This is a genomic window from Pseudomonas sp. R3-41 (genome assembly GCF_054161485.1).
The window spans coordinates 5,982,233-5,998,276 of the sequence record NZ_CP096421.1 but is presented as its reverse complement, the minus strand read 5'-3'; the positions used below and the strand labels follow the sequence as shown (position 1 = coordinate 5,998,276).

The following is a 16,044-nucleotide window of genomic DNA, read 5'->3' as shown; positions in this document are numbered from 1 at the left end:
ATTTTTTTTGTCCCGTTTTTGCCATTCTGCTGTCGTCGAAAGTACTTCGAAGGTCTGTGGTCATTCAAATTTTGCAGGGAAGTAATCATGAAAAAAACCACTTTTTTAGTTCTAGCCATGGCCCTGGCAGGCTGTCACTCAAACGTCAGGGACTCCTCGCCAAGCCTGCTCAAGGATGGCGTGCAGTTGCAACAACCCAAGGTCGTCGCTGACGCGGAACACGCCAAGATCGTCATGAAGGCGACAGGACTCACCCACCCGGTGCAATTTTCCGTGCGGCGCAGTTCCGATGCGGACCAACGTGCCGAGGTCTTGGGAACCGTGGTCGATTCCGGTCGTGGCAAGGTATTCGGCTGGATCGCCAAAGTGAACGAGGTTGCCAACAGCGCCACCGTAAAACGCTTCCCCCAGCTGGAGGTGCAGGCTGATCCCGGGCAGGCGATTGAAGTGATCGGTGAATCACGGGTCTACGACTCGAACTACTACCGCTATGCCGAAAAAATAGTTTATGCATGCGGCCCTATGAGCTCCACCTTCAAGCCCGAGAAGCAAAAGGTTTACCTGGTGGAGTTCGTGATCATTGGGGCAGGTTGTGAGCAGCATGTTTACGATGTCACTCAGCCACAGGAGCGTATCCCTGTAGCGAGCGTCCAGGGGCACTGAGTCCGACCAAGAATTAGAGGGAGCGGCCTTCAGGACGAGGTCGCGAGTTGAGGAAAAAACACCGATGGTCACTGAAAAGTCCGAGCTCCCTTTGATGGAGTCTGGTCATGGCGTGCAGTACGTCACAGCAAAGCTTCGCAGGCAACGCCAGGACTGCAAACTCGCCGGATCGCAGTCTCTGGGCTTTGGGCTTAGCCAGATGGGCGTCCATAACCGGCTCCGGTTGTTGGCGCTAGCAGGCGTACTCGTCACGGGCTGCTCCAGCTCGCAAACCCACTCGCCCCCACCGGTCAAGCGCGACCGATGCCTGGATGCAGGCCCGGTTAAAAGTGTGGATGACGATAACTGTGTGGCTGATAGGGTGGTCAGCCAAAATGTGGCTCTCAGCACCCTTCTCGATGATACCGGCGATTATCCTCAACCAATGGAAATAGTCGAAGTTGTCGACGATATTTATCAACCGTCAGATTTTCCAGATACACCCGTTCCCATGCTCTACAAGGGTGTTGGTTCGATATCTGCGACTGAAAAACGGGCGCTGCCTTTCAAGATCAAGATCACCTGGAAGTATTCCTCCGAGGGGCTCATACCCGCTCCCCGAGACCGTGTCCGGATGGATGGAATGGAGAGGCTGATACTCCCGGCGATGCAGGATAAAGGGCTAGCGAAGTGGGTGTGCACGGTGACGGGTGGAAAACAGCGGGAGTGGATCTTCTATACACGCAACGACGAAGCTTTTATCGCTCAAACAAGAGCAATCCTAGCGCAGACCGGGCCATACCCTATTGAGTTGAGCGCACGCAAAGAACCAGCGTTGAGCACCGAGATACAAAGTGGTGAAAACCTGTCTGAAGGTATCCGTATCACGCCCAAGACATGTGTGGAGTGAAGAAGGTGGGGACAGACATCCTTTGTCAGGTAGGGGGCAGTTATTTTTGCTAGAGCTAGGTCTGTCCCGTTTGTTGTTTATTTATTGGAGCACACGCGGGTCATCACGAAGAGCAACCGCGTTTCACGTATGGACACAGATACCGCATGACTAAAAATATCGTATGGATCGGTCTGATGATTGCCCTCGGCGGTTGCCAGAGCATGAAAGACCTTGGGAAGAGCACCGTCGAGTACCTTGAGGAGTCCCGCACCACTCCGACGGACCGTTACCTTGCGGAGTTGCGCAATCCCTTCGTGCCGCTTGGCACCTTTGACGACGCCTTGGATGGCAACCAAGGCAAGGCATGTCGCCAAACCACCCACTACCGAACTGTTCAACCGTCCGACTTGCAGCTCGTCATATCCGCGAGCGAAGGTGGAATTCCGACTTGCCAGCATGTGCTCGGGACCTTCTATGAGAGCGGCACAGGCGTGAGCCAGAACACTGCCCGGGCCAGGTTACTCTACCTGCAAGCGGCGCCGGCCGATCCATATGCCTATGTGGAGCTCGCGCGCATGGCGCGGGATGGGATTGACGAGCCAGTTGACCCGGTGAAGGCCCGCGATTATTACACCCGCGCAGGTATAGGTGGTGTGGTGGGGTTGGGTGGGTTGATGGAGCAGGGCAAGGGTGGTGCGCAGGATGTGTCGGGTGCTTTGAAGCTGTACGTCGATGCTACCCAAAAATATGGTGACCCCGCCTGGAAGGCAATGCGGCCGCTATTGGCCCTTGGGCTGGAGCTCAATGCTGAGCAGGTGCAGAAATACAATCGAGTATGGATTGGGGGGCTTCTGCGCCAGATGCGTTTCGAGTTATGGCGCTCGTATGAGCTCGGTGGGCTCAATCACTCTAATCAAACGATGACAGTTAGAGTGCTTTTCAGGTTCTCGACCAGGAGTCCGAAGCCCGAGGTTTACCTAGCCAAGAGTTCCGGCGATCCAGGGATGGACACGGCTGTGGTGTCTGCGGTGTACCGCCTGACTATGAAAGATCCCTACATGTTTCCAGCGGGTCAGGAAACGTTCGACTTCGTGGCGCCGGTCGTCCTGTCCCCGAGTGCCAAACGGGGCTGACAACTCGGTCAGTCACTTCAAGACGGCTTCGGTGCAATAAGCGCAAGGGTCTAAGGTAAGTCAGTACGCGTGTGCGCTAACTGAAGCATATAAGCGAAACGGGCGACCCCAAAGGTCGCCCCGTTTTCATTTACTCAGCAGCCTGCGCCCGCAATCGTCTGCCAATCACATCCATCACATCACACCCGTCGCGCAACGCGATCGTCAGCATTTTGCAAAAATCGGAAAGCACCAGCGTGTCGGAACTGACCTCCGAACGGAACGCGATGTTTTCCAGCAGTTGGGTCACGGTGCGGATGCGGTAGTCAGCGGTTTCGAAGAGGACATCAAGCGGGGCTTCGGTGTCGATCAGCAGGGTAGCGGGGGTGCAGTCGATGCCGGTGATGGGCATGTATCGATTCATGAGTTGTAACCTCGTTATTCAGTGAGAGCTACCAACTAATCGTCGCCAAACGAATGGTGGCAGCCGTACGCAGGTTGGCGAACCGGAACGAGGTACCGGCAGACCCGGAGATCTCCCGCGTACAACTGCCATTGTGGTGGCAGTATCACTGATGCGGGGAGGCCTGCAAACAAGCAGATCGCTCTCGCACCTCGTTGCCGGGTCGCCAAACCCGAGTCGCCATTGGGGCGACAAGGAACTATAGGCCGTCCCGCTCAAGCGTCACAAGACACCGCTTTCCGAGCTTTATGTAGGAGCTTTGGCCTTTTAGCGACTGCATTTCCCTACATTTTGTTTACAGATATCAACGAGTTTTAGCCAGCCGTCCATTCGACGCATTGTCACGGCTAAAGAGAGAACTGTGGCGAGGGAGCTTGCTCCCGCTCGGTTGCGCAGCGACCGCAAAATCTTGGAGCCGCTTCGCCCGAAGCGTCGGACCGGCCCAGCGGGAGCAAGCTCCCTCGCCACGGTTTGTGTGTTTGCCCGTGGTGTCCACTGACAGGCATTAGCCTGGGACTGCGTCAATCCAGTGCGTTGAAGGAGCGGTTCATCGCGACAATATCGGCATGGCTTGGGTTGGGCCCGAGCCGCTCGAAGTGTTTAGGAAACTCGTCTCGTTTCGCAGCGGCTTGCCCTTTGGAAGCGGTCAAAAGCGCCTTGCGCAGAGTCTCGGCGTCGTAGTCACAGCAATAGCCTGGCGTACACGGTTGTTGTCTCCAGGACTCTTCCAGGGAACCTCCATCGACCGGATCAAAGCCCGCTTGGTTGACCAGGGACATCACCGTTTCCTTAGCCTTGGGATCGTCGCCGGCCACTGCTGCGGCCAAGCGACCTGGCGTGCCTTGGGCACTGCCCAACTCCGCCAAGGTATAGGCCAGAATATTGTTGAAGGCCTTGATGACAGGTCGCCCAATCTGCTTAGAAACCCAAACGCTTTCCGTCATCCCTTGATCAATTTCAGAAATGTTGGGGTCACGTAGGCCAGGGTAGTAGTTACTCGTGTCCACCACCGGGACGCTGTCTGGTACAGCGGCAAACAGATCAGCAGGCAGTGCGCTCAACGCCGGTAGCGGTATGGATAGCACGGTCACATCCGCGCCATCGACTGCGCCGCGAATGTCCACCGGTTTGGCTCCAATCTCTTCGGCGAAGGGGCGAACGCCGTTGATGCCTCGAGAGTTCGCAACACGTATGTCGTGACCGGCTGCCTTGAATTTGCGAGCAAGGGTGCCTCCGATGTTACCGGTTCCGATGATGCCGATTTTCATGGCTAAGCCTCCTGAGTCATTTGTCTTGCACCGATTCTAGGAGGCTGGTGTGATAATGGTAAGTACCTACCAAAAGGTGTGTAACTCACCATCGAGGAAGAAACGGAACGGGAATGGGATTGCGGCGATCCGCAAAATCGTCGGAAATGGGCCGAGGCAACAACCGAAACGCTTCGCGTACTGGAAGGGAAGTGGAAGATCATTATCTTGTGCCAGCTTTTCGCGGCGAAGGGCGCGCTGCGTTTCTCGGATCTGGAGAAGTTGATTGAAGGGATCAACCAGAAGATGCTGATCCAACAGCTAAAACAGTTGGAAAAGGACGGCATTGTGCAGCGGACCGTGTACCCACAAGTGCCACCTAAAGTGGAGTACAAGCTCACGCCCATGGGGCATGCACTCGGGCCGTCGATCCAGGCGTTGATCGAATGGGCAGAGATGAGGCGCGATCACACCTGACATGACCGTCGAGGCGCAATGGCCCGACGCCTGCGAAGCAACTTCAGCAATCCTTTAACTTCGCCCAAAACTCCTCCGCCGATTGGCTAATGGCACCCGTTGGGCGAGTGAGATGAATGTCCAACGGGATATCCCAGCTTTCATCGAGCGCCCGCACAAGACGTCCGTCGGCGACTTCCTGTTCGGTCAGGCTTCTTGGCAGCCAGGCCACCCCTTTGTTTTCCAGCGCCATGGACATGAGCACCGCTGCGAGGTGGCTGCTGAACAGCGGTTTGAGGTGCAGGAATTCTTCCTTGCCCTGAAGTCGATGAGCGACGATGCGTCCCAGACCGGACTCCTGGGTGTACGCCAAGTAGGGCAGCGATGCGGGCGCATTGCCAAAGTTCGCAGAAGCGCTCGCCAGCGGAACGAGCACATCCTCGCCCACTTTTTTGCCGATGAACTGATCGGGGGCCAACAGCGGTGGAACATCGGGATGACGATGGCAAAGCAGGAACTGCACGTGGCCTTGAATCAGCATTTGCTCACAGGCCGCCATGCTATCGGAATGCAGTCGTACCGCCTCGATGGGGGCGCCGTTTTCCGTGCTCCGCAGCCATCTTGGGAAAAACGTGAACGACAGCGAATGGGTGGCCGCGAATTGCAGCGTCTTGATCGCCATGCCCGCCACTTCCTGGGCTTCGCTGCGCATTCGGTACAAGCGCCTGGCCGTCTCTTGGGCGCTTGGCAAAATCTGCTTCCCCGCCTCGGTCAGCGTGGCGCCTTGTGGCGTGCGAACGAACAGTTCGACACCCATCCAGTTCTCCAATGCGCGGACTCTGCGACTGAAAGCCGGTTGGGTCACGTGGCGTGCTTCAGCGGCACGTACAAAGCTGCCGTACTCTGCCAGCGCTGAAAAATCTTCTAGCCAAACGAGTTCCAAGGGCAATGCCTCCTGTGCATGGGGCGCGGCATTATTAGCATTGGGCGGGTGTCATCGCAAAGCATAACGTGAGGTCACCCACAACAAGAGGACCCCGTCATGCGTATCGTCGACATCCGTGAAAAAACCGTTTCCATTGCCTCGCCAATTGCCAACGCCTACATCGATTTTTCCAAAATGACCTGCTCGGTCGTCGCTGTCGTCACGGATGTGATTCGCGAGGGTAAACCTGTCATCGGCTACGGTTTCAACTCCAACGGTCGTTATGGCCAAGGCGCTTTGATGCGTGACCGCTTCCTGGCGCGCATCACCGAAGCCGACCCCGAGTCGCTGATCGATAAAGAGCACAATAACCTCGATCCGTTCGCCATCTGGAAAACCTTGATGACCAACGAAAAACCCGGTGGCCATGGTGAACGTTCGGTGGCCGTGGGCACCATCGACATGGCTGTCTGGGACGCCGTCGCCAAGATCGAAGGCAAGCCGTTGTATCGCCTGCTGGCTGACCGTTACCGCAGCGGCGTGGCTGACGGCAAGGTCTGGGTCTACGCCGCTGGTGGTTATTACTACCCAGGCAAGGACGACGCCAAGCTTCAGGACGAAATGCGCAGCTATCTGGATCGCGGCTACGACGTGGTCAAGATGAAGATCGGCGCGGCGCCTCTGGCTGACGATATTCGTCGCATCGAATCGGTACTCAAGGTGGTCGGTGACGGGCGTCGCCTGGCAGTGGATGCCAACGGTCGCTTTGACCAAGACACGGCCATTGCTTATGCAGAGGCTTTGAAACCCTACAACCTGTTCTGGTACGAAGAAGCCGGCGACCCTCTCGACTACGCCTTGCAGGCTGAGTTGGCCAAGCACTACGACCTGCCGATGGCTACCGGCGAAAACCTGTTTTCCCATCAAGACGCCCGCAACCTGCTGCGCCATGGCGGCATGCGTTCCGATCGTGACTACGTCCAGTTCGACTGCGCGCTGTCCTACGGTCTGGTCGAGTACATGCGCACGCTGGAAGTGATGGAAGACATGGGCTGGTCTTCGCGTCGTGTCGTTCCCCACGGGGGCCATCAGATGTCCCTGAATATCGCCGCGGGCCTGCACCTGGGTGGTAACGAATCCTACCCGGATGTGTTCCAGCCGTTTGGCGGTTTTGCTGACGGGATTCGCGTCGAAAACAGCTATGTGGCGCTGCCGGATATTCCAGGCGTCGGCTTCGAAGCCAAGTCTGCCTTGTACGCCGTCATGCGCGAACTGGGCGAGGGCTGATAGCCCGAACGGCGGCCTCTTCGCCTGAGGCCGCCGTTATCAGGCGTCACCCACTGACGCCACACCACACGCCCATCACAACAATAAAATGAGGTGCTCCCGTGGAAATCTCCAAGTCCCGCTGGTATAGCCAGCTGTATGTGCAGGTCCTGATCGGCATCGTGGTCGGCGCCGCAATTGGTCACTTCGAACCGCAGTTCGGCGCCAAGCTTCAACCCTTTGCCGATGGTTTTATCCGCCTGATCAAAATGCTGTTGGCCCCGATTATTTTTGGCACCGTGGTGGTCGGTATTGCCAAGATGGGCAACATCAAAGAGGTTGGAAGAATTGGCGTAAAATCGCTGATCTATTTCGAGATTCTTTCAACCATCGCGCTGGTGATCGGCCTTGTCGTGGTCAACATCGCCAAGCCCGGCGTGGGGATGAACATCCATGTCGAGACACTCGATGGCAGTGCTATCGCCAAGTACAGCCAGGCCGCTTCTGCCCAGGGCGGCACAATTGATTTCTTCATGAACATCATCCCGCCAACCTTTGTCGGTGCGTTCTCCAACGGCGTCATGCTGCAAGTCATTCTGCTTTCTGTCTTGATGGGGGTGGCCCTGGTTCAAATGGGTGAGACCAGCAAACCGCTGATCAATACCATCGATCTGTTTCTGCAAGGGCTGTTCAAGATTGTGGCCATGGTCATGCGGCTGGCTCCAATTGGCGCTGGCGCGGGCATGGCGTTCACGATCGGCAAGTATGGCATCGGTACGCTACTGTCCCTCGGCCAACTGCTGGTAGCGCTCTACGTCACCACCCTGGTGTTCATTGTGGTCGTGCTGGGCACCGTTGCTCGATGGTCGGGCATGCCCTTGTTGCAGTTTCTCCGTTACTTCAAGGACGAAATTCTGATTACCCTCGGGACTTGCTCGACCGAGGCTGTGCTGCCGCGGATGATGGTCAAGCTGGAGAAGCTGGGCTGCAAAAAGTCAGTGGTAGGAATGGTGCTGCCGACTGGCTACACCTTCAATGCCGATGGCACCTGTATCTATCTGACCATGGCCGCGATCTTCATCGCCCAGGCCACCAACACACCGCTGACGTTTATGGATCAGATGATTCTGTTGGGCGTCTTCCTGCTGACTTCGAAAGGTTCGGCGGGTGTCGCGGGGGCCGGGTTCGTCACCCTTGCAGCAACGCTGACCACCATCCACTCCATTCCGCTGGTCGGCCTGGTCCTGCTCCTGGGTATTGACCGTTTCCTGAACGAAGCGCGGGCGGTGACCAACCTGATCGGCAATGGCATCGGCACCCTCGCCATTGCCAAGTGGGACAATTCTTTCGATGTGGATGCTTGTGAGCGGGAAATCGCGGCCATGAAAAATGAAAAGGCGGCGCGTAGGGCGTTGGCCGCGCAGAAATAATCAGCATCGCTTGCCTGGTCGTGCTGAAGCTTTGATTGCCTGGATTTCAGGCACAAAAAAGACATCCTTGGACTAATGCCAGTCAGTTAAGCGAAATAAAGCCGGGCAGTAACCCCGTGGCGAGGGAGCTTGCTCCCGCTGGGTCGCGAAGCGGCCCTGTTTTGGGGGCCGCTACGCAGCCCAGCGGGAGCAAGCTCCCTCGCCACGGGTTGTGTTCGCCCGTGGTATTCCACTTAACTGACTGGCATTACTTAAGTCTGAAATCCGGTAACTGTCCGATCGAGCCTGAGCTCTATGGATGACGTTGTTAGTTGCCGCGTCATTTCCCATCTTGCTGCATCAGGGCCTTGCGTAACTTCCCGGGTGACATGCCAAACATGCTCTGAAAGTGCCGAATAAAATGTGGCGCATCGGCGAAGCCACATTCAAAGGCAATCTCGCTAATCTGGCGGTCGGAACTCACCAGCAACCATCTGCCGAACCTGAGTCGGACCTGTCGGTAGAACTGGGCCGGGCTGTTGTTGGTTTCAGCGACAAACAGGCGTTCCAATTGCCGTTTACTGGTGCCGACCAGATGCGCAATGGCCTCGATATCCAGGGGTTGGGCCATGTGTTTCTCCATCAACATCACGGCTTCGTGCAGCCGGCGATTGGATGAACTGGCGTACCCGAGGGCCTTGCGTCGGTCGACGAAACTGCTGGACGTGTTCTTTGCCACCGTCATCTGATGCACAACCTTGCCCGCACGATCCGGTCCGCAGTGCAGGCCAATCAGGTGAAGCGCCAGTTCGATGACTGACACACCGCCCGCGCAGGTGATCCGGTCCCGGTCGATCAGAAAATCTCTGTTGATGACAAAACGCAACGAGGGAAACAGTCGCTTCCAGTCGTCGCCATGATAGGCGTGGACACACGCCGTTCGCCCCTCCATCAGGCCATGTCGCGCGAGCACGAAACTGCCGGTGCACAGGCCGATCAACGGCACCTGTGCCGCCGCGGCCTGGTGGAGGAACGCGGGATAGGTTTTCGGCACTGCCTCGATGGAGTCGAGCAATCCACCAATCACCACGATGTAGTCGAAACGCTTCGGATCAGCGAGTTCACTGTCGATCGGTACGTCCAGTCCGCTACTGGAAATGACTCTTTGCCCGGGGGTGCCCAGTACTTTCCATTGGCAGCGTATGGGGCGGCTTTGATCTCCTGTATCGGCGGCGTGCCGCAACGCATCGGTCAGCCCTGACAGTGACAGCAAAGGGAAGCGTGGCCACAACATGATGCCAATAGACAGCTCGGCGGTGCCGCGGCGCATGGGTGGATGACGCGCCTGTCCATGATCGAGCTCGTCCACGAGGCTTTCCTGGGGTGCCACGGGCTCTGTGCCGCCAGAATGTCGCAAATGTTCAATCATTCGTGCAAAGCGTCCAACCAGTTATACCGCCGGGCCCACTACGATGGACCGATGCGAAACGTTCTGCTGCCACAATAAAAACTATCGAGGAGCATCCGATGAAGACGTCCAAAGTCCAGCGTTTTTCCGCTATCTGTGCCGGTTTTCTGGTGTCCGTGCTGGCCACGGCACCGGTGTTCGCATTGGAGACAGTAGAGCCGGGAAGCCTGACCATCGCCTTCAGTGGTGATATGCCAGGAACAGGGTATCAAGATAGTCGGATGGTCGGCTATGACGGTGAAATCCTTCAACAAATATCCGAAAAGCTGGGCCTTAAGGTCAAACCGGCATTAATGGAATGGTCAGGGACGATCGCCTCGGTGCAGTCCAAGCGAGTGGATGTCATGGCAGGCACCATGGGCTGGACCGAACAGCGCTCGAAAATCATGACCTTGAGCGATCCTATTCACTACTTCAAGAACGGTATCACCCAGACAGACAAGACCAACTGGAACAGCCTCAAGGATTTGCAAGGCAAGAAAGTCGGCACCATCACCGGTTTTTCGTTCATCCCCGAGATGCGCAAGATCGATGGCCTGCAGGTCGCCCTGTACGACACGTCTGATGCGGCCGTTCGCGATCTGCTCGCCGGACGGATCGATGCGGTGATTGGCGATCCACCGGTCATGCAATACGCCATTTCTCGCAATGAGCAATGGCACCTGCGTTTCAACGCCTTTGTCGACAACGATCCGAATTTCCCATTGCTGACTGGCTTGGGCCAGGTGGTGTTCGGCTTCAACAAGGCCAGTCCGGAACTGGTGACGGCGGTCAACGCGCAGATTCAGACGCTCTGGAAAAACTGTGAGATGCGCAAGGTCGGCGCTCGCTACGGCCTGACCCAGGATGTCTGGTTCATGCCCGAAGGCAAGGACCTGCGCCTGGGCGTCGATCGCCCAGCGGACTGGACGCTACCTGGCTGCAAATAAGTGTGTGCGGCGATGGGGCGGATTCATGCCGATGCGCCGGACTCATCGCCATGCCTATAACAAAAAGAGGTTAGCCAAGATGTCGAGCCCGTCTGACACCGCGTTGCTGCGCGTGCACGAATTACACAAGAACTATGGCGATCTGGAAGTGCTCAAGGGCATCAGCCTGGAGTTGAAGCCCGGTGAGACCCTGTCATTGATTGGCCCAAGCGGTTCTGGAAAGTCCACCTGCCTGCGTTGCATCAATTACCTGGAAAAACCCACCAGCGGCGAGATCTGGCTGGGGGATGAGCTGATCGGGCAGGTCAAGGACGGTAAGCGTTTGCGCCTGATGAGTGATCGGGAGATGGCGCCGCAGCGCCGCGAGATCGCCATGGTGTTCCAGTTGTTCTATCTCTGGCCGCACTTGAACGTGCGCGATAACGTCGCGCTCGGTCCCATCAAGGCCCAAGGCATGCCGCGCAAGCAGGCGTACGAATTGGCCGACGCGATGTTGGAAAAAGTCCATCTGCGGCACAAGGCCGAGGCTTATCCCGAGCAGTTGTCGGGTGGTCAGCAACAGCGGGTCGCCATCGCCCGGGCTTTGGCCCAGCAACCGAAAGTGATTCTGTTCGACGAACCGACCTCGGCGTTGGATCCCGAGTTGGTCGGCGAAGTGTTGGCCGTGATTCGCGAGCTGGCGGAAGAGGGCCGCAGCATGATCATGGTCACCCACGAAGTGAGGTTTGCTCGCGATGTGGCGGATCGGGTGATCTTCATGGACGGCGGGCGCATTGTCGAACAGGGGCCGTCGGTGCAAGTCATCGACAACCCTCGTCACGAACGCACCCGCAGTTTTCTGGGGCGCATGGCTGTGGAGAGCGCCTGATGGTGAATCTGCAAGCTTTCCTCGGACTGTTGCCCTTGCTGTTGAAAGGCGCAATGAACGCGTTGCAAATCGCCCTCTGCACCTTGGTGCTGGCCAGTGCGGGCGGTTTGATACTGGCGGTTTTACTGACGTTCAGCCGATCGCGACTGGTACACGGCGCCATCGCCTGTTTTATCGAATGGATGCGCAACGTGCCTGCGCTGGCGCACTTGTTCCTGATCTACTTCGGGCTGTCCTATCTGGGAATCAACTTGCCCGCGTGGTTGGCGGCCATCGTCGGTTTGAGCCTGGTAGGCAGCGCAGTGCTGGCCGATACTTTCCGAGCCGGCTTGCAGTCGCTGCACGTCGGCCAGCATGAAGCCGGACAGGCTGTCGGCTTGCACCGTCTGCAAATTTTGCGCTACATCCTCTTGCCCCAGGCCCTGCGCGTTGCGTTGCCGGCTTACGCCAACTATGTCACGCAACTGATCAAGGACACGTCCATCGCCTCGGCCATTGCCGTGCCGGAAATCATGTTCCTTGCCCGCAATCTTGTGACCTCCACGTTCCAGACCTCGTTGATTTATCTGGCGGTGATGTGCATCTATGCGGCGATGATCCTGCCAATTGGCGTGGGATTCATCCGACTTGAACGTCATCTGAGGGCGGCGCGATGATCGGTTTTTTCCAGCAATACCCGGAATACTGGAGCGATTGGTTCGCGCGCCTGCTACTCGGCGCGCGAGTCAGCGCCGAGCTGTCCCTGACAGGCTTCGCCCTGGCGGCGGTGTTGGGCGCGTTACTGGTCTGGGCGATGAAGAGCCCCAGCATATTGCTCAAGCGTCTGGCGGTGTTCTTCATCCAGGGGATGCGTGCGGTGCCGCTCCTGGCGTTGCTGCTGGCGCTGTACTTCACCTTGCCCGGCCTCGGGCTGACGCTGTCTGGTTACTGGGCCGGCGCCATCGGTTTGGGTTTGCAGGGCTCGGCCTACGTCGCGGAAATCCTGCGCGGTGGACTGGACTCCTTGCATCGCGGCCAACGTGAGTCGGCCATCGCCACCGGCCTGACGCCGTTGCAAGCCTTTACCTCGGTGATCTTTCCGCAAGCCATTCGCGGCATGTTGCCGCCTTTGCTCAATGCCTATGTGTCGATTCTGAAGGACAGCTCCCTGTGCGCCCTGATCGCCACCGATGAGTTGATGCTGGCGGCCCGGGCCATCGCGTCCGAATCCTTTTTGCCGATGCATATTTTCCTGCTGGTGGGGTTGTTCTATTTCGTCATCGCTTTCCCTCTTTCTCTGTTATCGCGAGTACTGGAAGTACGATTTTCTCGCGGACGCAAAACCATTCGAGGCTGAACACATGAACATCAAGGATCGAACCGCTTCCCACAGCATCGGCCAGTTGCGGCAAGCGCTGGCCTCCGGAGCGCTCACAAGCGAGTCCCTGGTTGGCGCGCAACTGGAGCGGATCGAGCGTTTCAACGGTCAACTCAATGCTTATGTCGAGGCCTATCCCCAGCGCGCGCTCGATGCCGCCATCGCGGCCGATCGGCAACGGGCTGCCGGTGTCAACCTGGGGCCATTGCATGGCATTCCGGTTGCGATCAAGGATCTGTTCGAAATCGACGGCAAGGCCATCACCGGTGGTTCGCTGGCACAGCAGCCGCGTATCTCGCGGCTCACCGCCACGGCAGTCCAGCGACTGGAGCGCGCCGGGGCGATCATCATGGGCAAGACTCACACCGTAGAGTTTGCTTTCGGGGGGTGGGGCACCAATGCCGTGATGGGCACGCCGTGGAACCCATGGGACTGCGACGTGCATCGTGCTCCAGGCGGGTCCAGCAGTGGTTCAGCGGTGGCCGTGGCCGGCGGATTGGCAAGCGCGGCATTGGGCACCGACACGGGCGGCTCGGTGCGAATCCCGGCGGGTATGTGTGGTCTGGTGGGGTTGAAAACCACGCGTGGGTTGGTGAGCCGTCACGGTTTGATTGAGTTGTGTCCATCGCTGGATTCGGTGGGGCCGATTACGCACACCGTCGAAGACGCCGCGTGGATGCTTGACGCGCTGCTGGGGCCGGACCCGCTGGACTCGGTCTCGGCCAAGTCGCCAGTCTTCAGTGCCGCGGCAGGCTTGAATCTTCCGGTGGCCGGTCTGCGCGTCTGGGTGTTGCCACAGGCCGAACGCGTACACATCGCGCCTGGCGTATTGGCAGCCTATGACCAGGGGCTTGAGCAATTGGCCGCACTGGGCATGCATTTGGTCGAACAGCCGCTACCGACTTCGCTGGAGCAGTGCATGCGCGTTGCCGGTGGCCTCATGAGTGCCGAAGGCTACGCCAGCCTTGGCAGTTTGTTCGAACGCGATGATCTGCGCTTCGATCCTCATGTGCAGCGTCGGGTGCTGAGCGGACGCGCCATCGACGCGGCGGCTTATATCGATTTGCACAACCAGCGACGTGTTGCCCGCCAAGCCATGGACGAGGCCATGTCCAACGTCGATGCCTGTGCGTTTCCGACCAACGCCATTGGCAGCGTGCCGCTGAATCAGGTCGATGAATACGGTACGCCGCTGGCCTTGCTCGGCCGTTTCGCCAACCTGCTCAATCTCTGTTCAGTGGCGCTGCCGGTGGGCTTCGACGAGCAACGTATGCCGGTCTCGATGCAGATCGTCGGGCGTGCTTTCGCCGAACCCTTGGTCCTGCGGATCGCCCATGCCTACCAGCAAATCAGTGATTGGCACCAGCGGCGGCCTGTGGGTTGGGACCTGTCGGACAGAGTGGTGGCGTGATGGAAATCTGTGTCGTCGGAGCTGATATCGTTGGCTTGAGCAGTGCCTGGTTTTTACACAAGGCCGGTCGTAACGTCACCGTTGCAAGCGCTGGCCGATCCCGCTCTGCTAGCGCAGCGCCTTAACTTTCTCAATTCACGGAGTAAACCCGATGGCAACGATTCAACGTTTTCAGAGCAACGCGCGGATGTCCGGTGTGGTCAGTCACGGCGATCTGCTTTACCTCTCCGGCCAGGTGCCCACGGATCTACACGTTGGCATCGAAGAGCAGACGCGGCAGGTGCTGGCCAAGATCGAAGCCTTGTTGACGTTGGCGGGCAGCGACAAGGGCCAGCTTTTGAGCGCACAGATCTGGCTCAAAGACATTGATCGTGATTTCGCGCCGATGAATGCAGTGTGGGACGCCTGGCTGCCAGCGGATAGCGCTCCGGCACGGGCCACTGTTCAGGCGCGCCTGGCGCGGCCTGAGGTGCTGGTGGAGATTATGGTTATAGCGGTGAAATCTGCTTCTGGTGTTTGAGAAGGTTGGGGCGTCGCTTTTTTGGGTTGCGGTGGGTTGCGTAAGATGTGCTGGTCTCGCGGTGGGACGGGTAAGCGTGGTGGTGCGGGTTATCTACTACAACGCGCTTTCTGAAGGCCACATCTGGTTGCTGATCGCCTACGCCAAGGCGAAGTTCGACAACCTGCCGACCGCCTTCTTGAATCAATTGAAAGAGGAGATCAGTAATGGATCATGAAATGGAGAGCTTTCAGAAAGACTTGTTGGCTTCGGTACGCCAAATGAAAGCTGGCAAGGCGGCACGCAAAACCGAGGTGACGCTTTCGGCTGCGGCTGAGGCCAGGGCTAAAGTCGGTGTATCCCAAAGTGCATTTGCAGAGCTGCTGGGAGTCAGCCTGCGTACGTTGCAGGATTGGGAGCAGGGTCGTCGGCGACCTGCCGGTGCGGCACGGACTCTTCTGCGGATCGCGAGCCAGCACCCTGAGGCGTTGCGAGACCTTCAAGCCGTCTAAGGCTTAATTACGTTGCCAATTGGAGCCGTTACCGATCAGCGTATGGGAACGAACTTCCCGCTTCTCTCTTTCTGAATTGCCGTCACCAAAAAATTGCCGGTGGCGTGAAAGCCCTTGATTTCACTGAATTCCAGGCACAAAAAAAGACGTCCGTGGACGTCTTTAGATGGGCCGGGGTAATTTGAATATGGCTTTTATCATATTGATTTTTATAATTAATATTCTTTTTGATTTTTAGTTGGAATACCGTCTGGAATACCTAGAGAAATTACTCTCAGCTTGACAGCTTGCTTGTATTTGATCTGGCACCGTTCACGTCCGAGCTGGCTAGAGTGCTTCGTGTTCGAGATGAGTGATCAACTGCGTACACCTGCCGTGGCAACGGACAGCAATCGGCCCAGAGTGTGTAAAAACAACCAATCGGGTTTCTATAAAGCTGTTCGTAGTCGATGCTCAGGTTTTACAGCTGATCAAGGCCACGACGTTTCAAGAACTATTTAAAGGCTCGGCTGCTTTTTGGAGTCCTTTTGGCTGGGTCAAGTATCGGTCCGCGGCAGCACTTGTGTTTTAAGGGTGTTCTGTTGAGCA

General features: G+C 57.5%; 18 protein-coding genes and 1 pseudogene. 15 read left to right on the top strand and 4 right to left on the bottom strand.

What is annotated here, in order from left to right:
- Positions 1 to 87: 87 nt before the first annotated feature.
- The 3 genes from M1D99_RS25990 (at position 88) to M1D99_RS25980 (ending at position 2,667) form a co-directional block, all read left to right on the top strand.
- A complete protein-coding gene (locus tag M1D99_RS25990; RefSeq protein WP_458130993.1) occupies positions 88 to 663 on the top strand; it encodes a hypothetical protein in 576 nt (191 codons plus the stop codon).
- 64 nt (positions 664 to 727) lie between these two features.
- On the top strand, positions 728 to 1,552 hold the full coding sequence (locus M1D99_RS25985) for a DUF695 domain-containing protein (RefSeq protein WP_458130992.1): 825 nt from the start codon (positions 728 to 730) through the stop codon (positions 1,550 to 1,552).
- A 146-nt stretch (positions 1,553 to 1,698) separates the two neighbouring features.
- Positions 1,699 to 2,667 carry a tetratricopeptide repeat protein gene (locus tag M1D99_RS25980; RefSeq protein WP_458130991.1) on the top strand — a complete coding sequence of 323 codons (969 nt, stop codon included), beginning with the start codon at positions 1,699 to 1,701 and terminating at the stop codon, positions 2,665 to 2,667.
- Between the two features lie 130 nt (positions 2,668 to 2,797).
- Here the strand turns inward: M1D99_RS25980 and M1D99_RS25975 are convergent, their stop codons facing one another.
- Together M1D99_RS25975 and M1D99_RS25970 are read right to left on the bottom strand one after the other, a co-directional pair.
- Complete coding sequence (locus M1D99_RS25975) at positions 2,798 to 3,070, bottom strand: hypothetical protein (RefSeq protein ID WP_207963380.1); 273 nt, start codon at positions 3,068 to 3,070, stop codon at positions 2,798 to 2,800.
- Positions 3,071 to 3,630: 560 nt separating this feature from the next.
- Positions 3,631 to 4,377, bottom strand: a complete 747-nt coding sequence (locus M1D99_RS25970) for an NADPH-dependent F420 reductase (protein ID WP_458130990.1) — start codon at positions 4,375 to 4,377, stop codon at positions 3,631 to 3,633.
- Positions 4,378 to 4,467: 90 nt separating this feature from the next.
- On the opposite strand from M1D99_RS25970, the gene M1D99_RS25965 reads away from it, so the two are divergent.
- On the top strand, positions 4,468 to 4,833 hold the full coding sequence (locus M1D99_RS25965) for a winged helix-turn-helix transcriptional regulator (protein WP_458132167.1): 366 nt from the start codon (positions 4,468 to 4,470) through the stop codon (positions 4,831 to 4,833).
- Between the two features lie 43 nt (positions 4,834 to 4,876).
- Here M1D99_RS25965 and M1D99_RS25960 read toward each other — a convergent pair whose 3' ends face one another.
- A complete protein-coding gene (locus M1D99_RS25960; RefSeq protein WP_186729541.1) occupies positions 4,877 to 5,755 on the bottom strand; it encodes a LysR family transcriptional regulator in 879 nt (292 codons plus the stop codon).
- A 99-nt stretch (positions 5,756 to 5,854) separates the two neighbouring features.
- Here M1D99_RS25960 and M1D99_RS25955 point away from each other — a divergent pair, with 99 nt between their 5' ends.
- Positions 5,855 to 7,024, top strand: a complete 1,170-nt coding sequence (locus tag M1D99_RS25955) for a mandelate racemase/muconate lactonizing enzyme family protein (protein ID WP_458130989.1) — start codon at positions 5,855 to 5,857, stop codon at positions 7,022 to 7,024.
- A 101-nt stretch (positions 7,025 to 7,125) separates the two neighbouring features.
- A complete protein-coding gene (gene dctA, locus M1D99_RS25950) occupies positions 7,126 to 8,433 on the top strand; it encodes a C4-dicarboxylate transporter DctA (protein ID WP_186729539.1) in 1,308 nt (435 codons plus the stop codon).
- A gap of 319 nt (positions 8,434 to 8,752) precedes the next feature.
- Here the strand turns inward: dctA and M1D99_RS25945 are convergent, their stop codons facing one another.
- The gene (locus tag M1D99_RS25945) at positions 8,753 to 9,781 is read right to left on the bottom strand and encodes a GlxA family transcriptional regulator (protein ID WP_346343463.1); all 1,029 of its coding nucleotides are present in this window, start codon (positions 9,779 to 9,781) and stop codon (positions 8,753 to 8,755) included.
- 158 nt (positions 9,782 to 9,939) lie between these two features.
- Here M1D99_RS25945 and M1D99_RS25940 point away from each other — a divergent pair, with 158 nt between their 5' ends.
- The 9 genes and pseudogenes from M1D99_RS25940 (at position 9,940) to M1D99_RS25900 (ending at position 15,456) form a co-directional block, all read left to right on the top strand.
- A complete protein-coding gene (locus M1D99_RS25940) occupies positions 9,940 to 10,809 on the top strand; it encodes a substrate-binding periplasmic protein (RefSeq protein ID WP_186705962.1) in 870 nt (289 codons plus the stop codon).
- Positions 10,810 to 10,888: 79 nt separating this feature from the next.
- The gene (locus M1D99_RS25935; RefSeq protein ID WP_458130988.1) at positions 10,889 to 11,677 is read left to right on the top strand and encodes an amino acid ABC transporter ATP-binding protein; all 789 of its coding nucleotides are present in this window, start codon (positions 10,889 to 10,891) and stop codon (positions 11,675 to 11,677) included.
- The gene (locus tag M1D99_RS25930; RefSeq protein WP_186705963.1) at positions 11,677 to 12,333 is read left to right on the top strand and encodes an amino acid ABC transporter permease; all 657 of its coding nucleotides are present in this window, start codon (positions 11,677 to 11,679) and stop codon (positions 12,331 to 12,333) included. Before M1D99_RS25935 ends, M1D99_RS25930 begins: the two co-directional genes overlap by 1 nt.
- Positions 12,330 to 13,013, top strand: coding sequence for an amino acid ABC transporter permease (locus M1D99_RS25925; RefSeq protein WP_458130987.1), 684 nt, complete (start codon positions 12,330 to 12,332; stop codon positions 13,011 to 13,013). Before M1D99_RS25930 ends, M1D99_RS25925 begins: the two co-directional genes overlap by 4 nt.
- A 4-nt stretch (positions 13,014 to 13,017) precedes the next feature.
- Complete coding sequence (locus M1D99_RS25920) at positions 13,018 to 14,445, top strand: amidase (protein WP_458130986.1); 1,428 nt, start codon at positions 13,018 to 13,020, stop codon at positions 14,443 to 14,445.
- On the top strand, positions 14,445 to 14,570 hold the full coding sequence (locus M1D99_RS25915; RefSeq protein WP_346343462.1) for an NAD(P)-binding protein: 126 nt from the start codon (positions 14,445 to 14,447) through the stop codon (positions 14,568 to 14,570). Before M1D99_RS25920 ends, M1D99_RS25915 begins: the two co-directional genes overlap by 1 nt.
- Positions 14,571 to 14,596: 26 nt before the next feature.
- Positions 14,597 to 14,965, top strand: coding sequence for a RidA family protein (locus M1D99_RS25910; protein WP_458130985.1), 369 nt, complete (start codon positions 14,597 to 14,599; stop codon positions 14,963 to 14,965).
- 24 nt (positions 14,966 to 14,989) lie between these two features.
- Positions 14,990 to 15,182 (top strand): annotated as a pseudogene (locus tag M1D99_RS25905) (transcriptional regulator); the annotation flags it as partial.
- The gene (locus M1D99_RS25900; RefSeq protein WP_458130984.1) at positions 15,172 to 15,456 is read left to right on the top strand and encodes a helix-turn-helix domain-containing protein; all 285 of its coding nucleotides are present in this window, start codon (positions 15,172 to 15,174) and stop codon (positions 15,454 to 15,456) included. The pseudogene M1D99_RS25905 and the gene M1D99_RS25900, both read left to right, overlap by 11 nt.
- The last annotated feature ends 588 nt before the right edge of the window (positions 15,457 to 16,044 follow it).

What these genes read in the sequence shown, in the direction of transcription:
- M1D99_RS25900 (WP_458130984.1), top strand. Translation starts at nt 15,172, where the DNA reads ATGGATCATGAAATGGAGAGCTTTCAGAAAGACTTGTTGGCTTCGGTA.
- M1D99_RS25940 (WP_186705962.1), top strand. Translation starts at nt 9,940, where the DNA reads ATGAAGACGTCCAAAGTCCAGCGTTTTTCCGCTATCTGTGCCGGTTTT.
- M1D99_RS25915 (WP_346343462.1), top strand. Translation starts at nt 14,445, where the DNA reads ATGGAAATCTGTGTCGTCGGAGCTGATATCGTTGGCTTGAGCAGTGCC.
- M1D99_RS25970 (WP_458130990.1), bottom strand. Translation starts at nt 4,377, where the DNA reads ATGAAAATCGGCATCATCGGAACCGGTAACATCGGAGGCACCCTTGCT.
- M1D99_RS25985 (WP_458130992.1), top strand. Translation starts at nt 728, where the DNA reads ATGGTCACTGAAAAGTCCGAGCTCCCTTTGATGGAGTCTGGTCATGGC.
- M1D99_RS25990 (WP_458130993.1), top strand. Translation starts at nt 88, where the DNA reads ATGAAAAAAACCACTTTTTTAGTTCTAGCCATGGCCCTGGCAGGCTGT.
- M1D99_RS25980 (WP_458130991.1), top strand. Translation starts at nt 1,699, where the DNA reads ATGACTAAAAATATCGTATGGATCGGTCTGATGATTGCCCTCGGCGGT.
- M1D99_RS25920 (WP_458130986.1), top strand. Translation starts at nt 13,018, where the DNA reads ATGAACATCAAGGATCGAACCGCTTCCCACAGCATCGGCCAGTTGCGG.
- M1D99_RS25930 (WP_186705963.1), top strand. Translation starts at nt 11,677, where the DNA reads ATGGTGAATCTGCAAGCTTTCCTCGGACTGTTGCCCTTGCTGTTGAAA.
- M1D99_RS25925 (WP_458130987.1), top strand. Translation starts at nt 12,330, where the DNA reads ATGATCGGTTTTTTCCAGCAATACCCGGAATACTGGAGCGATTGGTTC.
- M1D99_RS25935 (WP_458130988.1), top strand. Translation starts at nt 10,889, where the DNA reads ATGTCGAGCCCGTCTGACACCGCGTTGCTGCGCGTGCACGAATTACAC.
- M1D99_RS25955 (WP_458130989.1), top strand. Translation starts at nt 5,855, where the DNA reads ATGCGTATCGTCGACATCCGTGAAAAAACCGTTTCCATTGCCTCGCCA.
- M1D99_RS25975 (WP_207963380.1), bottom strand. Translation starts at nt 3,070, where the DNA reads ATGAATCGATACATGCCCATCACCGGCATCGACTGCACCCCCGCTACC.
- M1D99_RS25910 (WP_458130985.1), top strand. Translation starts at nt 14,597, where the DNA reads ATGGCAACGATTCAACGTTTTCAGAGCAACGCGCGGATGTCCGGTGTG.